General features: G+C 66.1%; 24 protein-coding genes. 1 reads left to right on the top strand and 23 read right to left on the bottom strand.

Annotated features, from left to right (window positions below; translation table 11 throughout):
• Nucleotides 1–9: 9 nt before the first annotated feature.
• The 17 genes from U5C87_RS17775 to U5C87_RS17695 all read right to left on the bottom strand — a co-directional run bounded on the left by U5C87_RS17775 (nucleotide 10) and on the right by U5C87_RS17695 (nucleotide 11,905).
• Entirely contained in the window at nucleotides 10–198 is a 189-nt protein-coding gene (locus U5C87_RS17775; RefSeq protein WP_330473823.1) for a hypothetical protein, read from the bottom strand.
• Nucleotides 198–1,124: a phage major capsid protein gene (locus U5C87_RS17770; RefSeq protein WP_330473822.1), complete on the bottom strand. Its 927-nt coding sequence runs from the start codon at nucleotides 1,122–1,124 to the stop codon at nucleotides 198–200. Before U5C87_RS17770 ends, U5C87_RS17775 begins: the two co-directional genes overlap by 1 nt.
• Nucleotides 1,125–1,140: 16 nt before the next feature.
• Nucleotides 1,141–1,494: a capsid cement protein gene (locus U5C87_RS17765; RefSeq protein WP_330473821.1), complete on the bottom strand. Its 354-nt coding sequence runs from the start codon at nucleotides 1,492–1,494 to the stop codon at nucleotides 1,141–1,143.
• 18 nt (nucleotides 1,495–1,512) lie between these two features.
• The gene (locus U5C87_RS17760; protein ID WP_330473820.1) at nucleotides 1,513–2,055 is read right to left on the bottom strand and encodes a hypothetical protein; all 543 of its coding nucleotides are present in this window, start codon (nucleotides 2,053–2,055) and stop codon (nucleotides 1,513–1,515) included.
• Nucleotides 2,056–2,152: 97 nt separating this feature from the next.
• Entirely contained in the window at nucleotides 2,153–2,929 is a 777-nt protein-coding gene (locus tag U5C87_RS17755; RefSeq protein ID WP_330473819.1) for a hypothetical protein, read from the bottom strand.
• 28 nt (nucleotides 2,930–2,957) lie between these two features.
• A complete protein-coding gene (locus U5C87_RS17750) occupies nucleotides 2,958–4,337 on the bottom strand; it encodes a phage portal protein (protein ID WP_330473818.1) in 1,380 nt (459 codons plus the stop codon).
• 14 nt (nucleotides 4,338–4,351) lie between these two features.
• Complete coding sequence (locus tag U5C87_RS17745) at nucleotides 4,352–5,947, bottom strand: hypothetical protein (protein WP_330473817.1); 1,596 nt, start codon at nucleotides 5,945–5,947, stop codon at nucleotides 4,352–4,354.
• The gene (locus U5C87_RS17740; RefSeq protein WP_330473816.1) at nucleotides 5,947–6,375 is read right to left on the bottom strand and encodes a hypothetical protein; all 429 of its coding nucleotides are present in this window, start codon (nucleotides 6,373–6,375) and stop codon (nucleotides 5,947–5,949) included. Before U5C87_RS17740 ends, U5C87_RS17745 begins: the two co-directional genes overlap by 1 nt.
• Before the next feature lie 170 nt (nucleotides 6,376–6,545).
• Nucleotides 6,546–6,929 (bottom strand): HNH endonuclease, encoded by a 384-nt coding sequence (locus U5C87_RS17735; protein WP_330473815.1) that lies wholly within the window; start codon nucleotides 6,927–6,929, stop codon nucleotides 6,546–6,548.
• A 502-nt stretch (nucleotides 6,930–7,431) separates the two neighbouring features.
• Nucleotides 7,432–7,674 (bottom strand): hypothetical protein, encoded by a 243-nt coding sequence (locus U5C87_RS17730; protein ID WP_330473814.1) that lies wholly within the window; start codon nucleotides 7,672–7,674, stop codon nucleotides 7,432–7,434.
• A complete protein-coding gene (locus U5C87_RS17725; protein ID WP_330473813.1) occupies nucleotides 7,671–7,877 on the bottom strand; it encodes a hypothetical protein in 207 nt (68 codons plus the stop codon). The genes U5C87_RS17730 and U5C87_RS17725 overlap by 4 nt, the downstream gene beginning before the upstream one ends.
• Nucleotides 7,870–8,199, bottom strand: coding sequence for a hypothetical protein (locus U5C87_RS17720; protein ID WP_330473812.1), 330 nt, complete (start codon nucleotides 8,197–8,199; stop codon nucleotides 7,870–7,872). The genes U5C87_RS17725 and U5C87_RS17720 overlap by 8 nt, the downstream gene beginning before the upstream one ends.
• Nucleotides 8,200–8,518: 319 nt before the next feature.
• Nucleotides 8,519–9,712 (bottom strand): metallophosphoesterase, encoded by a 1,194-nt coding sequence (locus U5C87_RS17715; RefSeq protein WP_330473811.1) that lies wholly within the window; start codon nucleotides 9,710–9,712, stop codon nucleotides 8,519–8,521.
• Nucleotides 9,713–10,422: 710 nt separating this feature from the next.
• On the bottom strand, nucleotides 10,423–11,037 hold the full coding sequence (locus U5C87_RS17710) for a hypothetical protein (RefSeq protein ID WP_330473810.1): 615 nt from the start codon (nucleotides 11,035–11,037) through the stop codon (nucleotides 10,423–10,425).
• Complete coding sequence (locus U5C87_RS17705; protein WP_330473809.1) at nucleotides 11,037–11,201, bottom strand: hypothetical protein; 165 nt, start codon at nucleotides 11,199–11,201, stop codon at nucleotides 11,037–11,039. Before U5C87_RS17705 ends, U5C87_RS17710 begins: the two co-directional genes overlap by 1 nt.
• Before the next feature lie 174 nt (nucleotides 11,202–11,375).
• Nucleotides 11,376–11,630, bottom strand: a complete 255-nt coding sequence (locus tag U5C87_RS17700; RefSeq protein WP_330473808.1) for a hypothetical protein — start codon at nucleotides 11,628–11,630, stop codon at nucleotides 11,376–11,378.
• The gene (locus U5C87_RS17695; protein WP_330473807.1) at nucleotides 11,627–11,905 is read right to left on the bottom strand and encodes a hypothetical protein; all 279 of its coding nucleotides are present in this window, start codon (nucleotides 11,903–11,905) and stop codon (nucleotides 11,627–11,629) included. Before U5C87_RS17695 ends, U5C87_RS17700 begins: the two co-directional genes overlap by 4 nt.
• On the opposite strand from U5C87_RS17695, the gene U5C87_RS17690 reads away from it, so the two are divergent.
• Nucleotides 11,879–12,109: a hypothetical protein gene (locus U5C87_RS17690; RefSeq protein WP_330473806.1), complete on the top strand. Its 231-nt coding sequence runs from the start codon at nucleotides 11,879–11,881 to the stop codon at nucleotides 12,107–12,109. The genes U5C87_RS17695 and U5C87_RS17690 overlap by 27 nt on opposite strands.
• A gap of 170 nt (nucleotides 12,110–12,279) precedes the next feature.
• Here the strand turns inward: U5C87_RS17690 and U5C87_RS17685 are convergent, their stop codons facing one another.
• From U5C87_RS17685 to U5C87_RS17660, 6 genes are read right to left on the bottom strand one after another with little or no spacing between them, the layout of a single operon-like run.
• Entirely contained in the window at nucleotides 12,280–12,465 is a 186-nt protein-coding gene (locus tag U5C87_RS17685; protein ID WP_330473805.1) for a hypothetical protein, read from the bottom strand.
• Nucleotides 12,462–12,803, bottom strand: a complete 342-nt coding sequence (locus tag U5C87_RS17680) for a hypothetical protein (protein ID WP_330473804.1) — start codon at nucleotides 12,801–12,803, stop codon at nucleotides 12,462–12,464. The genes U5C87_RS17685 and U5C87_RS17680 overlap by 4 nt, the downstream gene beginning before the upstream one ends.
• The gene (locus U5C87_RS17675; RefSeq protein WP_330473803.1) at nucleotides 12,800–13,498 is read right to left on the bottom strand and encodes a hypothetical protein; all 699 of its coding nucleotides are present in this window, start codon (nucleotides 13,496–13,498) and stop codon (nucleotides 12,800–12,802) included. The genes U5C87_RS17680 and U5C87_RS17675 overlap by 4 nt, the downstream gene beginning before the upstream one ends.
• Nucleotides 13,495–13,671, bottom strand: coding sequence for a hypothetical protein (locus U5C87_RS17670; RefSeq protein ID WP_330473802.1), 177 nt, complete (start codon nucleotides 13,669–13,671; stop codon nucleotides 13,495–13,497). Before U5C87_RS17670 ends, U5C87_RS17675 begins: the two co-directional genes overlap by 4 nt.
• Complete coding sequence (locus U5C87_RS17665; RefSeq protein ID WP_330473801.1) at nucleotides 13,668–14,045, bottom strand: hypothetical protein; 378 nt, start codon at nucleotides 14,043–14,045, stop codon at nucleotides 13,668–13,670. The genes U5C87_RS17670 and U5C87_RS17665 overlap by 4 nt, the downstream gene beginning before the upstream one ends.
• Nucleotides 14,038–14,478: a hypothetical protein gene (locus tag U5C87_RS17660; protein ID WP_330473800.1), complete on the bottom strand. Its 441-nt coding sequence runs from the start codon at nucleotides 14,476–14,478 to the stop codon at nucleotides 14,038–14,040. The genes U5C87_RS17665 and U5C87_RS17660 overlap by 8 nt, the downstream gene beginning before the upstream one ends.
• Nucleotides 14,479–14,688: the final 210 nt, after the last annotated feature.

The following is a 14,688-nucleotide window of genomic DNA, read 5'->3' as shown; positions in this document are numbered from 1 at the left end:
CACCTCCACTTACTTGCTCTTGCCGATGAACTCGATGCCGCGAAGGTGATCCAGCGACGCCTCCGTGAAGCGCGCCTCGTCGACAATGTCGCCCTTACGGAGCGCCACCACCTCGCCGGACTTCGCCGCCGCGTAGGCGAACGGGACGAGCACGACCTCAGCCTGAGACTCGTCCTTCTTGGGCTTCGCGGCAGCCATCAGGCGACGCCAGTGATGGCGAGGCCGGCGCCCGGGTCGGTCACCGCAGCGGCGAAGTTGACGCGGGCACGGAGGCGCCACGCGTCGTTCTCGTCCTGACGGATGACCTTCGACTCGACGAGGTCACCAGCGGGCAGGTAGCCGCCGCCGAGGTCCTCCGTCGCGATGAACCCGAGGGACTGGGTGTCGAGGACCCACGCCTTCGTGCCGTCGCCACCGGGCATGTTCGCCGCGGGGACGTGCACGATGTCGAGGCCGGCGAGGTTGCTGAACCGGCCCGTGTAGACCGGGTTGTTCAGGCTCTCGCGGGCCATCAGGGACGACAGCTTGTCGTTCGAGGCGAGGTACGCCCAAACGGTGTCGCTGACGAGGATCGTGTCGGCATGGTAGCCGAGGTTCGAGCCGGCGATCTGGGCCTGCGCGAGCATGATCTTCTCGAGGATGCTCGTGTTGGCCGCGTTCCAGTTCGACCCAGCGGCGATGGTGGCCGTGACCGCCGAAGCGATGGCGGCACCCGTAGCCTGGTCGACGACGAGGCCGGCCGAGTTGGCGAGCTTCGCGAGACCACGGTTGACCGGGTCCATGTTGCGACGCTTGACATCCTCGTCCGTGACGAGCGAGTCCTTACCCCACTTCGCGACCTTCGCGACGGCAGGAGTGCCGGCGCCGGTCGTGGTGAGGCTGTACTCGGCGCCCGGGGCGACGATCTCGGGAGCGGCGTCGGCGAAGATGGACTCGCCAGCGGACTCGTAGCCGACAGCACCACCCTCAGCCGAGGCGCGGCCCCGGAGAAGGTTCTGGCCGACATAACGCAGGTCCGCGAGGTCACGCAGACGACGCGCGACGAACGAGGGCTGCGACAGGAAGTAGGACGCCGTCAGGTTGGTCCCAGAGATGGAAACGGAGCCCGGAGGGTAGCTGCTCATATCAGGTCACTTCCTTTCAGCGGTTGAACTGGACTCGGACGTCCGCGCCACTGGCGGCGGTCGTGAGGGCGATACCGACAGGGGCGGTGGTGCCCGAGGCGATGGTGCCGGCAGCGCCGGCCTGGACGACGTCACCAGCGGTGACAGCGCCCGAGGCGGTGCCGTGCTGGACGCCGCCCGAGTAGACGGTGACGTTGTCATTCGTGGCGGCGTCGAACGCGGCCACACCGACGACCTTCGTGGACGCGGCGCCAGCCGGTCCGACCGTGCCAGAGCCGGTCACCTCGACAACCTGACCACCAGTGATGGCGGCGGAAGCCTTGAGCGTGACGGCCTGACCAGGCTTGAAGACGGGGAGGTACTCAGCCATGAGCTGGATCTCTCTTTCTTACTTGCTGGAAGATGGGAAGAACGCCTGGTAAGCCGCATCTGCTGCGGCCGCCTCGCTGATCGGCGCGGAGCCCTGCGAAGGGTCATGCGCCGGCGTGGGGGGCGTGTTGTTGCTGGCCTTCAGTCGCTCGGCGAGCTGCTGCATCAGCGACTCATCCTTGATGGCGCGCAGTACGGCCACATCCTTGTCGTCACTGATGCCGTGGCTTCGCGCCACGCGCTCGACGAGGGTGTCGTGGCGCATCTCTGCGACCTGATCCTGAAGGGTGGTGACAATGTCCTTGCCGGGGTCAGCCGCCTTGTCGCCGAAGATGCCTCGAAGGGCATCCATCTGCTCCTTGAGCGGCTTGAAGCCCTTGAGTTCGTTCTCGAGGGCGGTGACCCGGTCACGCTCTGCCTGAAGGGCTTTGAGTCCGGGCTGGCCGAGGGGCTCGTCGGCAGCGTCGCGCTGCACTGGCGTCTCGGGGGCCGCGGGTGCGGCGGGCTTGGGCTGCTCGGCCACCGGAGCGGCGGGCGTGGCAGGCGTGGTGGTGTCGGACATGGTCGTACTCCGAATCGCTCGGGTGGTTGCCGTCACGGAATCGCCCCGCGGCGGAAGACTGTGGGTATGCGAAAGGCCCGCACAGTGGGCGGGCCTTTCAGATGAGGATGCCGAGCTCGGCGAGAGCCGCTGCGGCCTTGTCACGCTGGCCCGCCCGGTCGATCACCTTGTCGACGCGCGTCGGCGGCAGATAGCCGCTGAAGTCGCCACGCTTGCGCTGATAGTCATTGATCGTCGAGTGGAAGTTCGCGCCACCTTCGAGGGCGTCCTTCTGCTTCTGCGTCAAGTCGGTGACGTCGGCCGCAGTCAACTTCTCGCCGGCAAAATCCGGGTTCACCACCGTCGTCGGCACCATCGAACAGTCACACCGCGGATGACGCTGGAACGGGTGCGAATACTCCCTAGCCTCACCCGCCAACACCGCACACCGTTGACAGCAGGGAGGATTCACGAACCGCACGTAACGCACACCAGGGCGCACCGTCATCGCGACCTTCGCGGCATCACGGGCCGCGTCAGACACCTGCGTCTGCACGATCCCGTCAAGCCACAAGCCGCCCACGCGCAACCGCTCAGGCAGGCTCCCGACCTTCGCTGAACGAGCCGCCACCACGGAGCTGTACAGCAACTCCTCAAGCGAGCGACCGTCCGACGCGACACCGACCAGCCCTCGCGGGACGACCTGCGCCACCGGGGCTACCGTCTGACGCTGCTGCGCCAAAGCATCCTCGACATACGCCGCGCCGGAACGCGCCGCGCCAAGCTGCGCCGACGCCGTCAGGAGTGCGACGCGAGGAGCGATGCGCGCCCACGACGCCTCGAGATCGTCACCCATCGACGACCATTCGTGGCGGACGCGGATGAGCGTCGACACGATGAGCCGTTGACGAGCGCGGTAGTGGTCACTGACCGCCTGTGGTAGCACCAGCGCCACCCATCAGGTCACGAGCGGCATTCAGCAGGGGGTCGCCCTTCGCCTCAGCGTCGAGACGGTCCCGCTCCTGCTTCTTGCGAGCCTCATCCCAGCCGAGCATGTCCCACACGCCCTCACGAGACAGAACCCGCTCCGCCCGCATCTTCATCGCCGCGTCACCGATCTGAGAAATCGTCGGCGTCGCAGGATTGTGGTAGATCGCGCGAATCGAGTTCGACGGACCCCACTCGCCAGTGCGGAAGCGCTCCTCGAGACCCATCGTCCACGACCACGAATCCGCGTCGTGCGCGTTCATGCGCTCGACGTTGCGAATCAGGCGCGACTCGTCAGCATTGATCGCACCCTCAGTTGCTGGGTTAACCGTCTGCTGGCCGGCGTAGCGCGTCGGCAGCCCGAGGACCGCCGCACACCACGCGAACATGTTGTTCACGGCATCCGTGAAGTTCTTGAGGTCGCCCGCCTGGAACTGCTGGACCCGCGCCTCGGAGTTCGTCAGCGCCTTGATCTTCGTCATGTACGACTCCCACACCGGGACGGGGTTGCCGTCACGGTCCACGAAGTCTTCCTTCTTGACGCCCGACAGGAACCACGACGGCAGAGCGTGCGTTTCGGCGCCGATCTGAAGGTTCGTCACCAGGCGCGCGATGCCATCCGTCAAGCCGATCACGTCAGACATCTCCGACTGACCGGCCCACGAGCCGGCGCGACGCCGATTCAGGAACATCACGATCGGGATAACGCCGAGGTTGTGCTGGTCACGCGGGCCGTTCGCCTTCCAGCCGCCATCGAAGATGACCGGGATCGTCTCATTCGGCATGTACAACGTGCCGTGCGTCTTCAACGTCGTCGGGTCCGCATACATGCGGAACACGGAACGGAAACGGCGCCGCTGCGCATCGACCTCGTAACCCATCTGCAACGGCGACTCCACCGTCACCAGCGGGTGCGCCTTGTCGTCAGGGTTCGTGCCCACCGCGACAAACGAGCGGCCATAAACCTTCTCGTCCGTCTGACACAGCGACGACTCCGAGCCCAGGTTGTTGTACTCCCACGACTCACGCAGCGCCGGGTCCTCCTTCGTGGAGTCCCCAGTGCGGTAGAACGCACGAAGCGACTGACGCCGCTCAGGCTCCACCACCGAGATCCGCGGCACATTCACCACAGTCTCGAAATGGCGCAGCTCAGGCGGGACCGCAAGCCCGATGTGCTCAAGCCGCTGCAAACCGTTGAAGTACCGATCCAGCCGCATCAGACCGGGCAGGTTGTTCTGAACCTGCCCCGCGAGGCGCTTGATCGTGGCAAGTTCGTCGTCCGACAGACCCGACGTTGACAGGGGCAGTGCAGCCACAGGAACCCCCGTCTCTACTTGGTGAAGAAGATCAACTTGGAATCGGTCTTGGTGCCCCACCCGGCCGCGATGGCGTCGGCGCGGGCCTCATAGGCCAGCGCGTCGCCAACAACCGAGTCAATCTTTCGAGATGAGTTAGGGTGCTCTTTGCGCACGAGCCTCAGTGCGCCCTTGCGACGAACGAAGACGTTGCCGTAATGCTCAGCGGCCAACGGGTCATCGTCATGCCAGACGACTCCCGTCGTCAGGTCAGCATGAAGTCGATCGAGCGCTGCACCCATGGCAGTGTCAGCAGTAGTCGGCCACTTGATGACACGGTTCTCACCGAACTCCGTTGCGAGAGCGTCGATGTCCGACCGCCACTCGTGAGGGTCGAAGTAGGCGCGCGTCACGTCATATCGAGCGAATGCTTCACGAATCGCGGCAAGCACGTCGGTGCGGGGAACTTCCCAACCGATTCCGGCCGCACCATCAGGCTTAGCCCAGGCGCCGAGCCGAAACAGGAACCCGTCCGACATGCACGAACCACGCAGGACCGTCGTGTCATCGTTCAGCGAGCCGTCGAAACCGATCGCGATGGGTTCACCCGGCGCGACCACGCGCGTCTTGGTCTGGCGCTCATGCACATCCTTGGCGATCCATGCGTCCACTGTCGACATCGGCCGGTTCAGGAAGTAGCGCGCTGCGGTGGCCTCATCTGGGCAGATTCGAGGATCGCGCATATCGCGGATCTTCCGATCCATGTCGATCCACTCGGCCGCCGCGCCATACACGTAGCGGAGCTGCTTCAGCGTGTACTCCGTGTCAGAGATGTCGATGCGGCCCTTGGCCTCGCGGTGATTGACATAGACCGACGATGGCAGTTCCTTCTTGCGCCACAGCGTCAGCGTCTCCTCGAAGACCGACATCTCGCCAGGGCGGTAGGCCGTCGAAGTCTGGTGAAGCCATGGGTCGGCATCAAAGCGCTTGCCCATGTTTCGCGAGATGGTCGCATACATTTCGCGAAGCTCACGAAGTGTGTACAGGTGCGTTTCGTCCGCCACTACGTGTGACTCGAGGCCGCCATCCTTGGATGCAGAGCCAGACGTGCAAGCCCGGACCTCTCCACCTTGCGGCAGGTAGATCGCAGAAGCGGACTGATACTTGCGAACACCAGTGGAGTCGCCGAAGACCTCCGGGTGCTCATCCTTGCCCCACTCGCCCGCGATAAAGGCGATCGTCTTGAACGTGTTGCCGGCCTGACCCTCTTCGGTCGCGAGGCACTTCACAAGCGGGGATGTGACGGCCTTCGCGACCGGCTGCCCGCTCGCGTCCCACCCATCAAAGCGCACCCGCAGGAATGCCTCAGCCGTAGCCACCCATGCCGCAATCTCAGACTTCGCACGCCCCTTGGGGCGGGAAAGGACTGCCTCGTTTCGCATCCGACGACCCGTCACAGGGTCGAGTCGGTAGCACTCGATGATGTGCTCGCGCATCTCATCGTCAACCTCGGCCGGACGCCCTTGAAGGTCGCCCTCGCCGTGGCACATGAACTCTTCGATCTGGTCGATGACCTCATAGCCAAGACTGCATTCGTGACCCTCGAAGAGCGGCTGCCACCGCTTCGCCATCAGGAACTCTTAGCGGCGCGCGCCTTGTCGAGACTCGACACCTTGGCGCCATTCTTGCTGGTCGGCGAGTAAGCACCACGAGCGCCGCCCCGCTGCTGCGGACGCTTGCCCGATGCGACATCCGGAAGGCGCAGTGCGGCCAAAAGCTGCTTCAAGAGATTAGCGGTCGAGTTCGCCTGGGCAAGGGCCTGCGTCACTCGAAGCTCAAGGATCGTTCCGTCTTCTGAGCGAGGGTCGACGTACAACTTCATCCACGTGTCGCCGTCGCCGCGCAGCACATCGTCGAGCTTGTCTAGTCGATCCTTCGACCGGCACGCCTCGAGCAGCGTCACCTTCTGGGCGGCGTCAAGTTCGTGATCGTCGGTGATCGACGTCCACAGATCGCGTCCGCCAGCACCAAGGCCAGTCGGCGTGTTCGATGCAGCCATGTCAACTCCTCAGCAGCATCGCGCTGCGGCGAGAATCACGCGGCCTCGCGCCTCGTGAGCGGAACGGGTTTCGCTCGCCCCCAAAGGACATTTCAGCCCTCTGGACAGCGAGTCACCTCCCAGCGGTCTTGGGCCGGAGGTGGCCTCGGTGGCGCCCCCCACCCATTCGGTCACATGACGTCGGCCAGCAGTCTGCGGCCCTTCACGAGGTTGCAGTAGGAGTGGGCCGAGGCAAGGTTGGTCCGGTCATTGGTGCCACCCTTGGCGAGTGGTATGACGTGGTCCACAACCGCGGCGTCGATGCTCGGGTAGAGCGCGTCTGGGTCTATGTCGTAGCCGCAGATGTGGCAGGTCCAGCCGCTTTGCTCGTGTATCTCAAGGCGGTACGTGGAGGTGAATGCAGTCCTGCGTTCTGGCCGAGGACGAGAGGTGGATCGCGCGCGCCTGTCTTGTAGCCACGCATAGCCGTCGGCGTCGCGGCAGGAGCTTGAGCCGCACGTGCGTCGCGTTCGGGCGACAGGCTTCGGGCAGTAGAGGCAGGTCTTCTCGTGCATGTTGTTCTCCCAAGGAATGCGGAAGGCCCGACGCTTGGGACGTCGGGCCTTCCTACCTGCGAGGATCAGTCGCAGGTTGCTGATGAGGTTACTGCTGGTGCGACTTCTTGCCGGCCGCACTGAGGTTGCAGCGCGCATGGCTTGGACCGAGGTATCCGTCTCGGTCGTCGGTGTGGTCTAGGTGCCAGTCGTCGTTGGGCTGGATGCGCCCTTCGCAACGCGAGCAGGGCCAACCCGTCTTGCTGATGATGAGCTGCCACTTGGCTCGTTCTTGCCGGTGCGCTGCGTCGTAGCCTCGAGCGTTCGCGTTGGGTCGCGCATGCTCGGTGCAGCGTGGCCCGTCGCTGATGGTGGGGCAACCGGGCTGACCGCACACGCGCTTAGCCACGTCGTTCTCCTCGGCACCATCGGGCCATGCTGTCTACGCAGTGGTGCGCCTGGTGCTTGTCGCAGTGGTTCGACGCTGGGCATTGGTGTCGGTGACAGGCCGGGTCGGGCTCGCTCACTCGTCGTCGTCGGCGATGTTGGCGAGCGACTCGGACTGCTCTTGCTGGACTGCGAACGTCAGCATCCCGAGCGTGTCCCAAGGCTTGGACGTGGGGTCGGACAGGACCCACAGCGCACGCTGGCCATCGTTGTCGATGGTCTCGACGCAGGCGATCCACTTGTTGACCATCTCGTCGACGGAGGCCATTGAGTCGGCTACTGCTGAGGCGAAGCGTTCGCGGATGTCCTCGTTGTTCACAGCGCCCCCATGAGTCGGTTCTCTTCGTGGAGCCACTCTTCTTCGGTGACGCGCGCCCATCCTGCGGCGACCATTGCTGGGCCTTTGGTGCGGGCGTGGTGGAAGCAGGTCCATGTTTCTTCGTCGACGTCGAAGTGGACCCATTCGACGTGGGCTGCTTCGGCGTTGCTGTAGCGGCAGATGCGGCCGGACGCGCTAGCCATTGCGGACGCTGCTGTGGTCGGGGCTGCCTGCGAGCTCGTCGAACGTGGGGCAGTGAAGCCGGAGCGCAGCCTCACGCGCCCGCTCTTTACGACTGCGGCGCACGGCAAGGCGCTCACGTGCAGCGTCGATGCCTGCACGGTGCTGCTCTTGGGTGTATCCGTCGAGCCGTGCGACTGTGCGTTCGGCCGCGGTCAGTCCGTCGCGCTGGTCGAGGAGTCGCGTGACTTCCGCGGTCCATTCGGCGACTTGCTGCTCTTCACCGTTGGACATGGCGATGGCGGCTCGTGCGGCGGCGTGGGTGATGGCTTGGTCGAGTGTCATGGGCTGCTCCGAGCTTGGGTGGACACAACCGTTCGCGTTCACGAAGGGTTGTGTTGCACGCTTGGCCGGCGCCTCGGTCGATGGGGCGTCGAGTTGTGTGGGTGTGCCGAGGCGGGCTCGTTGCTACCTGAGCCCGCCTCGCGCTATTCAGTTGTCGAGGTCCACCCATGAAGGCCCGGACAGGTGACAGGTCCGTCAGGCTCCTACCGTGCGCGTCCGCTCGGGGTGTGCTTGACCGCGGCATTTGAGCATCGTTGAGAGGCTTGCGGGGGGTCTAAGTAACGGATGATCTACATCCGTTCGTACTGAAGTCTGGCGCTTACGACAGCACCTCGAGAGACGACCACGTGCCGCCACCGACCACAGCGGTGACGATGCCAGGCTGTCCCCACTCGCCCGCGCGGTGCTTCCACCACTGCGAGCCGGACTCGAGAGCGGGCACCTGAACGAACGTCTTGTCAGAGCCAGTCGCCTCAATGCGCAGGTGGTGCAGGTGGCCCGACAGGAGTAGGTCGGCGTCCCCGATGGGCTGCCGTCCGTGCGCCTGCTTGGCCCACCAGTTCGTGTGCTGACCTGCCCGCCACTGGTGCCCGTGTGCGAGGCCGACGATGGTGCCGCACACGTCGAGCGTCAGGGTCAGCTCGTCCCGCTCGGGGGCGTGCATGGTGACGTGCTCGTATGTGCCGGCGAGGTCGAGGGCGTCCCTGACGGCGGCGATGCTGTCGATGGCCCACGAGTCGCCGTAGGTGTGCAGCGGCCGGTGCGCTTCGTCGTGGTTGCCGGGGACGCCTGCGACGACGAGCCGGGGCGTGACGGCAGAGAATGCCTTGACTTGCTCGATGAGGAGGCGACGATAGAGGCGCACTTGCTCGGTGGTGGTGAGCGTCGTGCGCCACGTGTTCGCGCCGCCTTGCGACACCATGCCTTCGATGCAGTCGCCGAGGTGGAGCAGGTAGATCGGCGCGCCCTTGGCTACGCGCTTGTAGCGTGCGACGGCCTGGGCTGTGGTGTCGAGGAAGCGTGCGACGGTGCCTTCGACTCCGTCGCCATCCGCTTTGCCGAGCTGGAGATCGCCCAGCGCGACGAGGAACGCCTTGTCGGTGTTCGCCTGTTCGGTGTTGACCGAACGACGAACGCGCTTGGCGGCCTTCACGAGCTCGTCGAGGTCGCGCTTGAGGGTGCGGCGTCGAACGGTGAGGCGGTAGTAGTGCATCCGCACGACGTCGCCGCCAGCGATAGGCGCGTCCCAGCCGCGGACCTGCGGATCACCGACAACCTCAACCTCGTCCGGGTCGAGCCCGGAGTCGAGAATGAAGGCGTCCCACGTGCGGGGGCGTTCGGCGAGCGGGCCGGTCTGGATGAAGCCCTCAGTGCCGTTCCACTCATACCCGGAGGCGTGCTCGGGGCGGGTTCGGCGCGGCTCGGTCGCAGCGGGCGTGGCGGCGAGCCTGTCAGCGAGTTCCACGGAAGCACCCGCACTGTCGGCGTCGGTGCTTACCGATCGCGCCCTCACCGATGAACGGGCCATCGTCTGCGGTGACTTCCGCCTTGAGCGCCGGCTCGGGCCAGGCGTACTCGCCGCTGGCCGTTCGGAGGTCTAGGGCTGCTTGGAGCGCGTCACGGTTGGCTGCGTCGAGGGTTGCGAGCGCGTTGCCGACTGAGCATTTGGGGCCGTTGCCGCTTCGGGCGGGTGGGGTCGCTAGCTTGGTTGCGAGGTTCATGCGGGTTTCCCTCCGCTACAAGGACTCAGCAGGGCGTCGGGTAGCGGCCGGACGCCCTGCTGAGGGTTCATGGGTTCGGCGTGGCCCCTGGTCGAGAGGGGCCACGCCGGTTGCCAGTGCTCTTCGCTGTCTGGCGGCGGCGGTTCACGTGCTGCATCGAGTCGAGCCGCCAAGGTTTCTTGCCCCATCGGTTCGCACCGCGTCCTGCCGCTCTGGGCTGGCTATGTGTGCGCCGGTCGTCCGCGATGGGGAAGTCTGGGTAAGGCGAAGGCCCGACCACTTCGCAGCAGGTCGGGCCTTGGGCGCCTCAGTTTGACTTGGACTGTCTGGGCGTAGAAATCCAGTCAAGGTCACCTTAGACGAAATCGTTCCACTTCGTCAAGGTCTAGGCGGATGCGGCGCGTCGTTCCGTGATTTGTCAGGCATCCGTCTTTCACGAGCTGCTGGATTCGGCGTGGCGTTACCCGCAGCATGATCGCCGCGACCTCGGAGTCGACGAGAGTCATGCGACTGTCTCAGCGCCCTTGGGTGGGAGCACTCGACGGCCTAGGGACGCCCACTCGTGAGGCGCCCATTTGTGCTGCTCTGGGCCGTCGCAGGTGACTTCCTTGGCGAGCATCGATTCTTCGTATCGGATGGTTGCCCAGAGGTTTCCGGGGCAGCGGCCGATCTCGTCGTCGGTCACCCACACTGTTTCGGGGCATCGGCCGACTTGGATCTTGGCGACCCTGTTCCCTTCGGCCGAGTCCTTGACGCGGGCGGCCATAGATGTCAGCTCTCGGGAGCACTCGGGGCCGGCGAGGTGTCCTGACATCCAGCCGGCGTGGCGTTGGAGGAGTTCGATGAGGCCGAGGGTGTCGTGTCCGAGGGGAAGGGACTTGGTGAGGTGCCTGTCGTCCACGACTACCCGTGCCCACGAGCTGAGGCAGAGGGTTGCTTCGTGTCGGAGGCTGATGCGTGCCTCGGTGGCGGTGAGTGTTGCGCCGCCTCCTGTGACGGGTTCTGTCCCGACTGATGCTGCGGCGTCGAGGAGTGGTTCGACGAGCGCCGCCCAGTTCTCGCGGATCGTTCCCAGGGCTGTCAGGAGTGCCCGCTCGGTGGCAGCCAGTGTGGTCATCAGTCGGTCCCCTTGGTGTTGGTGAGGCGTTGGATTTCTGCGCGTGCCTGGTCGCGTTCGGCGATGACTCGGGTGAGTGCGCGCGTGCGGTGGGCGAGTAGGCGTTCGAGGTATTCGCGGTCGCGTTGCTGGGTGAGCGCATTCAGCGTCGGCTGCTCAGTCATGCTCGGCCTCCATCTCGTCGGCGCACGTCTGGCACACGTCGTCGGCGAATCGGTGACAGAGAGCGCGGTGTGCGGCCATGCGCTCCTCGGCCGTCGGGAACTCGGCACAACAGGCGTACTGCCAGCCGCTCTCCATGCCGCAGCCGCAGCGAGGACACATCCGTTCCGGCGCGGTCACAGGAACGGCTCCCAGCGCATCGCGTCGCCGCCTGGTTCGTCCGTGAGCGTCACCGGCCCGTCGAGCTCGTCGCCGCCCTTGTCGCAGGCGTGGGCGAGGTCGGCCCATTCGAGGGCGTGGGCGGTGTCGCGGAGGTCGGTGAGGCGGAACTCGACTTCGCCTCTTGCTGCGTGTTTTTCGACGGCCCATCCGAGGCGTGCGAGGTGTGCGGCGCGTTCGATGAGGTCGTGGGTTTCGGTGTGGCTGGTCATGCGTCACCGTCCAGCGCGGCCTTGACGCGGCGAAGGTCAGCGAGCAGGGCGCACTCGCCGTTGTCGATCCGGTCGTAGTCGTGGCATGTGGGCTCGCCAGAGTCGTCCATCTCGACGCCTTCGATCAGCGGGTCGAGAACTTCCGCCGCTCGCGCCACCTTGGACTCGGCAGCCCCGGCACGCGGTCGCAGTTCGGCGAGGTGCTCCCAGACGAGACCCCAGTCACCGTCGCCGTCCTCGTCGATGAGGTGGTGCAGGCCGGTGGCGTCAAGCACGTCTCGACCCTGACGACGGATGATCTCGCCGAGCGTCCTTGCGCCGAGCCGCACCTGCTCGATCTCGGCCCGCAGTTCGGCCTGCTCGGCGTCAGCCACGGCCATGACTTGGCGGACCCTGACCGGCAGCACGGCATTCTCGACGGCATCTCGATACCGGCGCACCCGCTCGTCGTCGCCATGCGACTCTATGGCGGCCTGTGACGGTTCGGGGGCACCCTGGGTCGTCCCGGCGTCCGCGAGGCGCTTACAGTCGCACGCGCCAGGCGTGACCCCAGCCCACAGGTCGCTAGGCGTCGGGGGCCCAACGCATCCGGCTAGCGCGTGGGTGTGGCCGCACTCGTCACAGGGGGGCGTTACGGTTCGTTCGTTGCTCACCATGCGTCTCTCACTTTCGTGACGTACTTCGCGGGGACCGGAATCTCGCGGCCCTTGGTTGTGAAGCGGACCCAAACCTCGCCGTGTTCGGGTCCGCCGTCTGCGATGGCCTCGTGCTCGATGCCGTCGCGTGGGTCGGTCACGCGGACGATGTCGCCCTCGCGGATCGGGTCGCGGGTCACGACTCAGCCCCGTAGCCAGCGGCCCGCAGCAGGCTCACCAGGTCGTCGAGGCGCAGGAACGCGACGTAGCGTCCGGGTGTCTCGCCCATGCCGTTCGGGCGGAACACTGCGAACGGCAGGCGGCCATCTGCGGCACCCTCGGCTTGTTTGACCCAGGCGAGCGGGTTGAGGTCGGCTCGGGCTTTCACCTCGACGGCGATGTCGGGCGTTTCGAGGATGTCGGCGCCGTTGCGTCCGCTGCCGGCGCTTCCTGCGTGGGGCCATCCGTTGGCGCGGAGGTGTTCGGCGACGAGGAGCTGCGTCCTCATGCCGCGCGCCTTGCGATGCTGGGTGGTCACGCGGCACGCTCCCTGCGCTTCGACGTGACCCGCGCACCAGCACGAGCCGAGTTGCGCGCGAACACGTCCAGCAGGTCGTCCCGCTCGGCCCGCCTGAGCATCTGCTGCACGCCATTCCCCGACGAGTACCCGAGCCTCGCCGCGGCGTGCTCCACGTTCAGGAAAGGGTCAGCCTCAAGCATCATCTCGAGGACGGCCACCTTCGCCTCGCGCTTCTTCGCCGAGCTGGCCTTGTTCGCGCACGTGCCGCACTGGGTCGCGCCGGACCAGATGGACTTCCCGCAGTGAGGGCATCCTTTGCGGCGCATGGCGTTGCGGATGTTGCCGAGTTGCCGGGACAGGTCGAGCCGTCCTGCGCGTCGCATCCGGGCTTCGAGTGCGCCGACTTTCCGGCCGGTGGTGGCGATGATCCGGTCGATGGGGGCGCCGTCTTCGAGGAGCAGTTCGATGGTTTCGATGAGGGCTGCGTCGTCGAGTTCGGCTGGGGTCATGGGTTGTGCTTCGGCGGTGCGTGCGGCGTTGACGATGTTGTCGATGTCGGTGCCGCAGGTTCGGTCGGCGGGTCGGGTGGTGCGGTTGTGGGCGTCGACTGCTTGCTGTCGGGCTCGCCAGCTTGCGCGGTACCACCACTGCGGACTGATGTGGGGTGGGCGCGTCTGGGGTGGCGCGCTGAGGTCGTCGGGCGTGCGGCTCACGGCTGCTCCTTGGCGTTGGTGCGGTCTTGGCGGGCTCGTGCGATGGCGCGCGCCCTGGTGGGGTCGGGGTCGGTGTCGTGGGTGCCGGGTCGGGTGCGGATGGCGGCGCGGGCACGGTTGATGCCGCACTGCCAGCACGGGCGCTCGATCTCGGGGTGCAGGTCGCAGGTCATGGCGCGACCCACTCGGCGAGCTTCGTGGCGAGGCGGGCGATCTCGGCCCGCTCCTCGTCGGTGCTGTTCAGGCTGAGCGTGCGGCCAGCCCGGTCGAGCGCCGCGATGAGTGCGTGGGTCTGCTGGAAGCGGATCTTGCGCACCACCCCGGCATCGTTGGCGTCTTTGAGGTAGTCGGCGCCGCCCCATGATCCGGGCCGGTGCTTGATGAGCGTCTTCAGCGGGAACCAGCGACCGCTCTTGAGGACGACTCGTGTTGCTGTGAAGCGCTCCACGGTGTCGAGGTCGACGCGGTCGGGGTGGTAGGACTCCACGGCGACGACCGCACCCTCATGGAGCCAGTCGGGTCGGGTCTCTGATCGATCATCAGTCATTGCGCGCCTCCTCGGCGTCGATACGGGCTCGCACGTCGGCGAGGTCGTGGGTCGGTTCAGGTCGGGTCTTCGGTCGGGCACGCCGCGACAGGGTCACGTCGCCACGCCAGTCCACAGGTGGGGGAGTCGTCTCCGCGTCACACTCCGGGCACTTCCAGGCGGGGTGCTCGGGATGGTCAGGGCAGCGGGTCGTCACCGCCGAAACCGTGCCCTTGTCCGCCACGACTGCGCGCCACCACGGGCCGGCCTCGAGGACGCGCCCCGGTGTCGTGGTGGCAGGGTCGGCGGCCACCCAGGCGAGGGCTACCGCGGCGTCACGGTAGGGGCGTTCGGTTAGGTTCTTCGTGATCCAGCTCGACAGGGACGCGACGGGCCAGTCCGGTCGTAGCTGGCTCACGGCGGCGGCGAGGCGGTGTGCTTCGACTTGGTTCATCTCTTGCCCCCAAGTCCAATGACGGGCAGCACCATCCGCGGTCGGCTCGTCGTCGCGGCACCTTGGCTTAGTAAGCCTTGGTCTTGGAACTTCGCCACCCAAATGCCTTGTGGTGTGGTGTTGTCCCTTCCCTTCCCTTCCCTTGTCTTTGCGACGTCGCTAGTTTTTGGGATAGCGGTCGCTGGACCGTGCGCTATAGCGTTCGCTAGT

Source organism: Terrabacter sp. C0L_2, from assembly GCF_036352015.1.
Classification (GTDB): domain Bacteria; phylum Actinomycetota; class Actinomycetes; order Actinomycetales; family Dermatophilaceae; genus Terrabacter; species Terrabacter tumescens.
The sequence above is the reverse complement of the archived record's forward strand: the minus strand, read 5'-3'. Positions and strand labels throughout refer to the sequence as shown.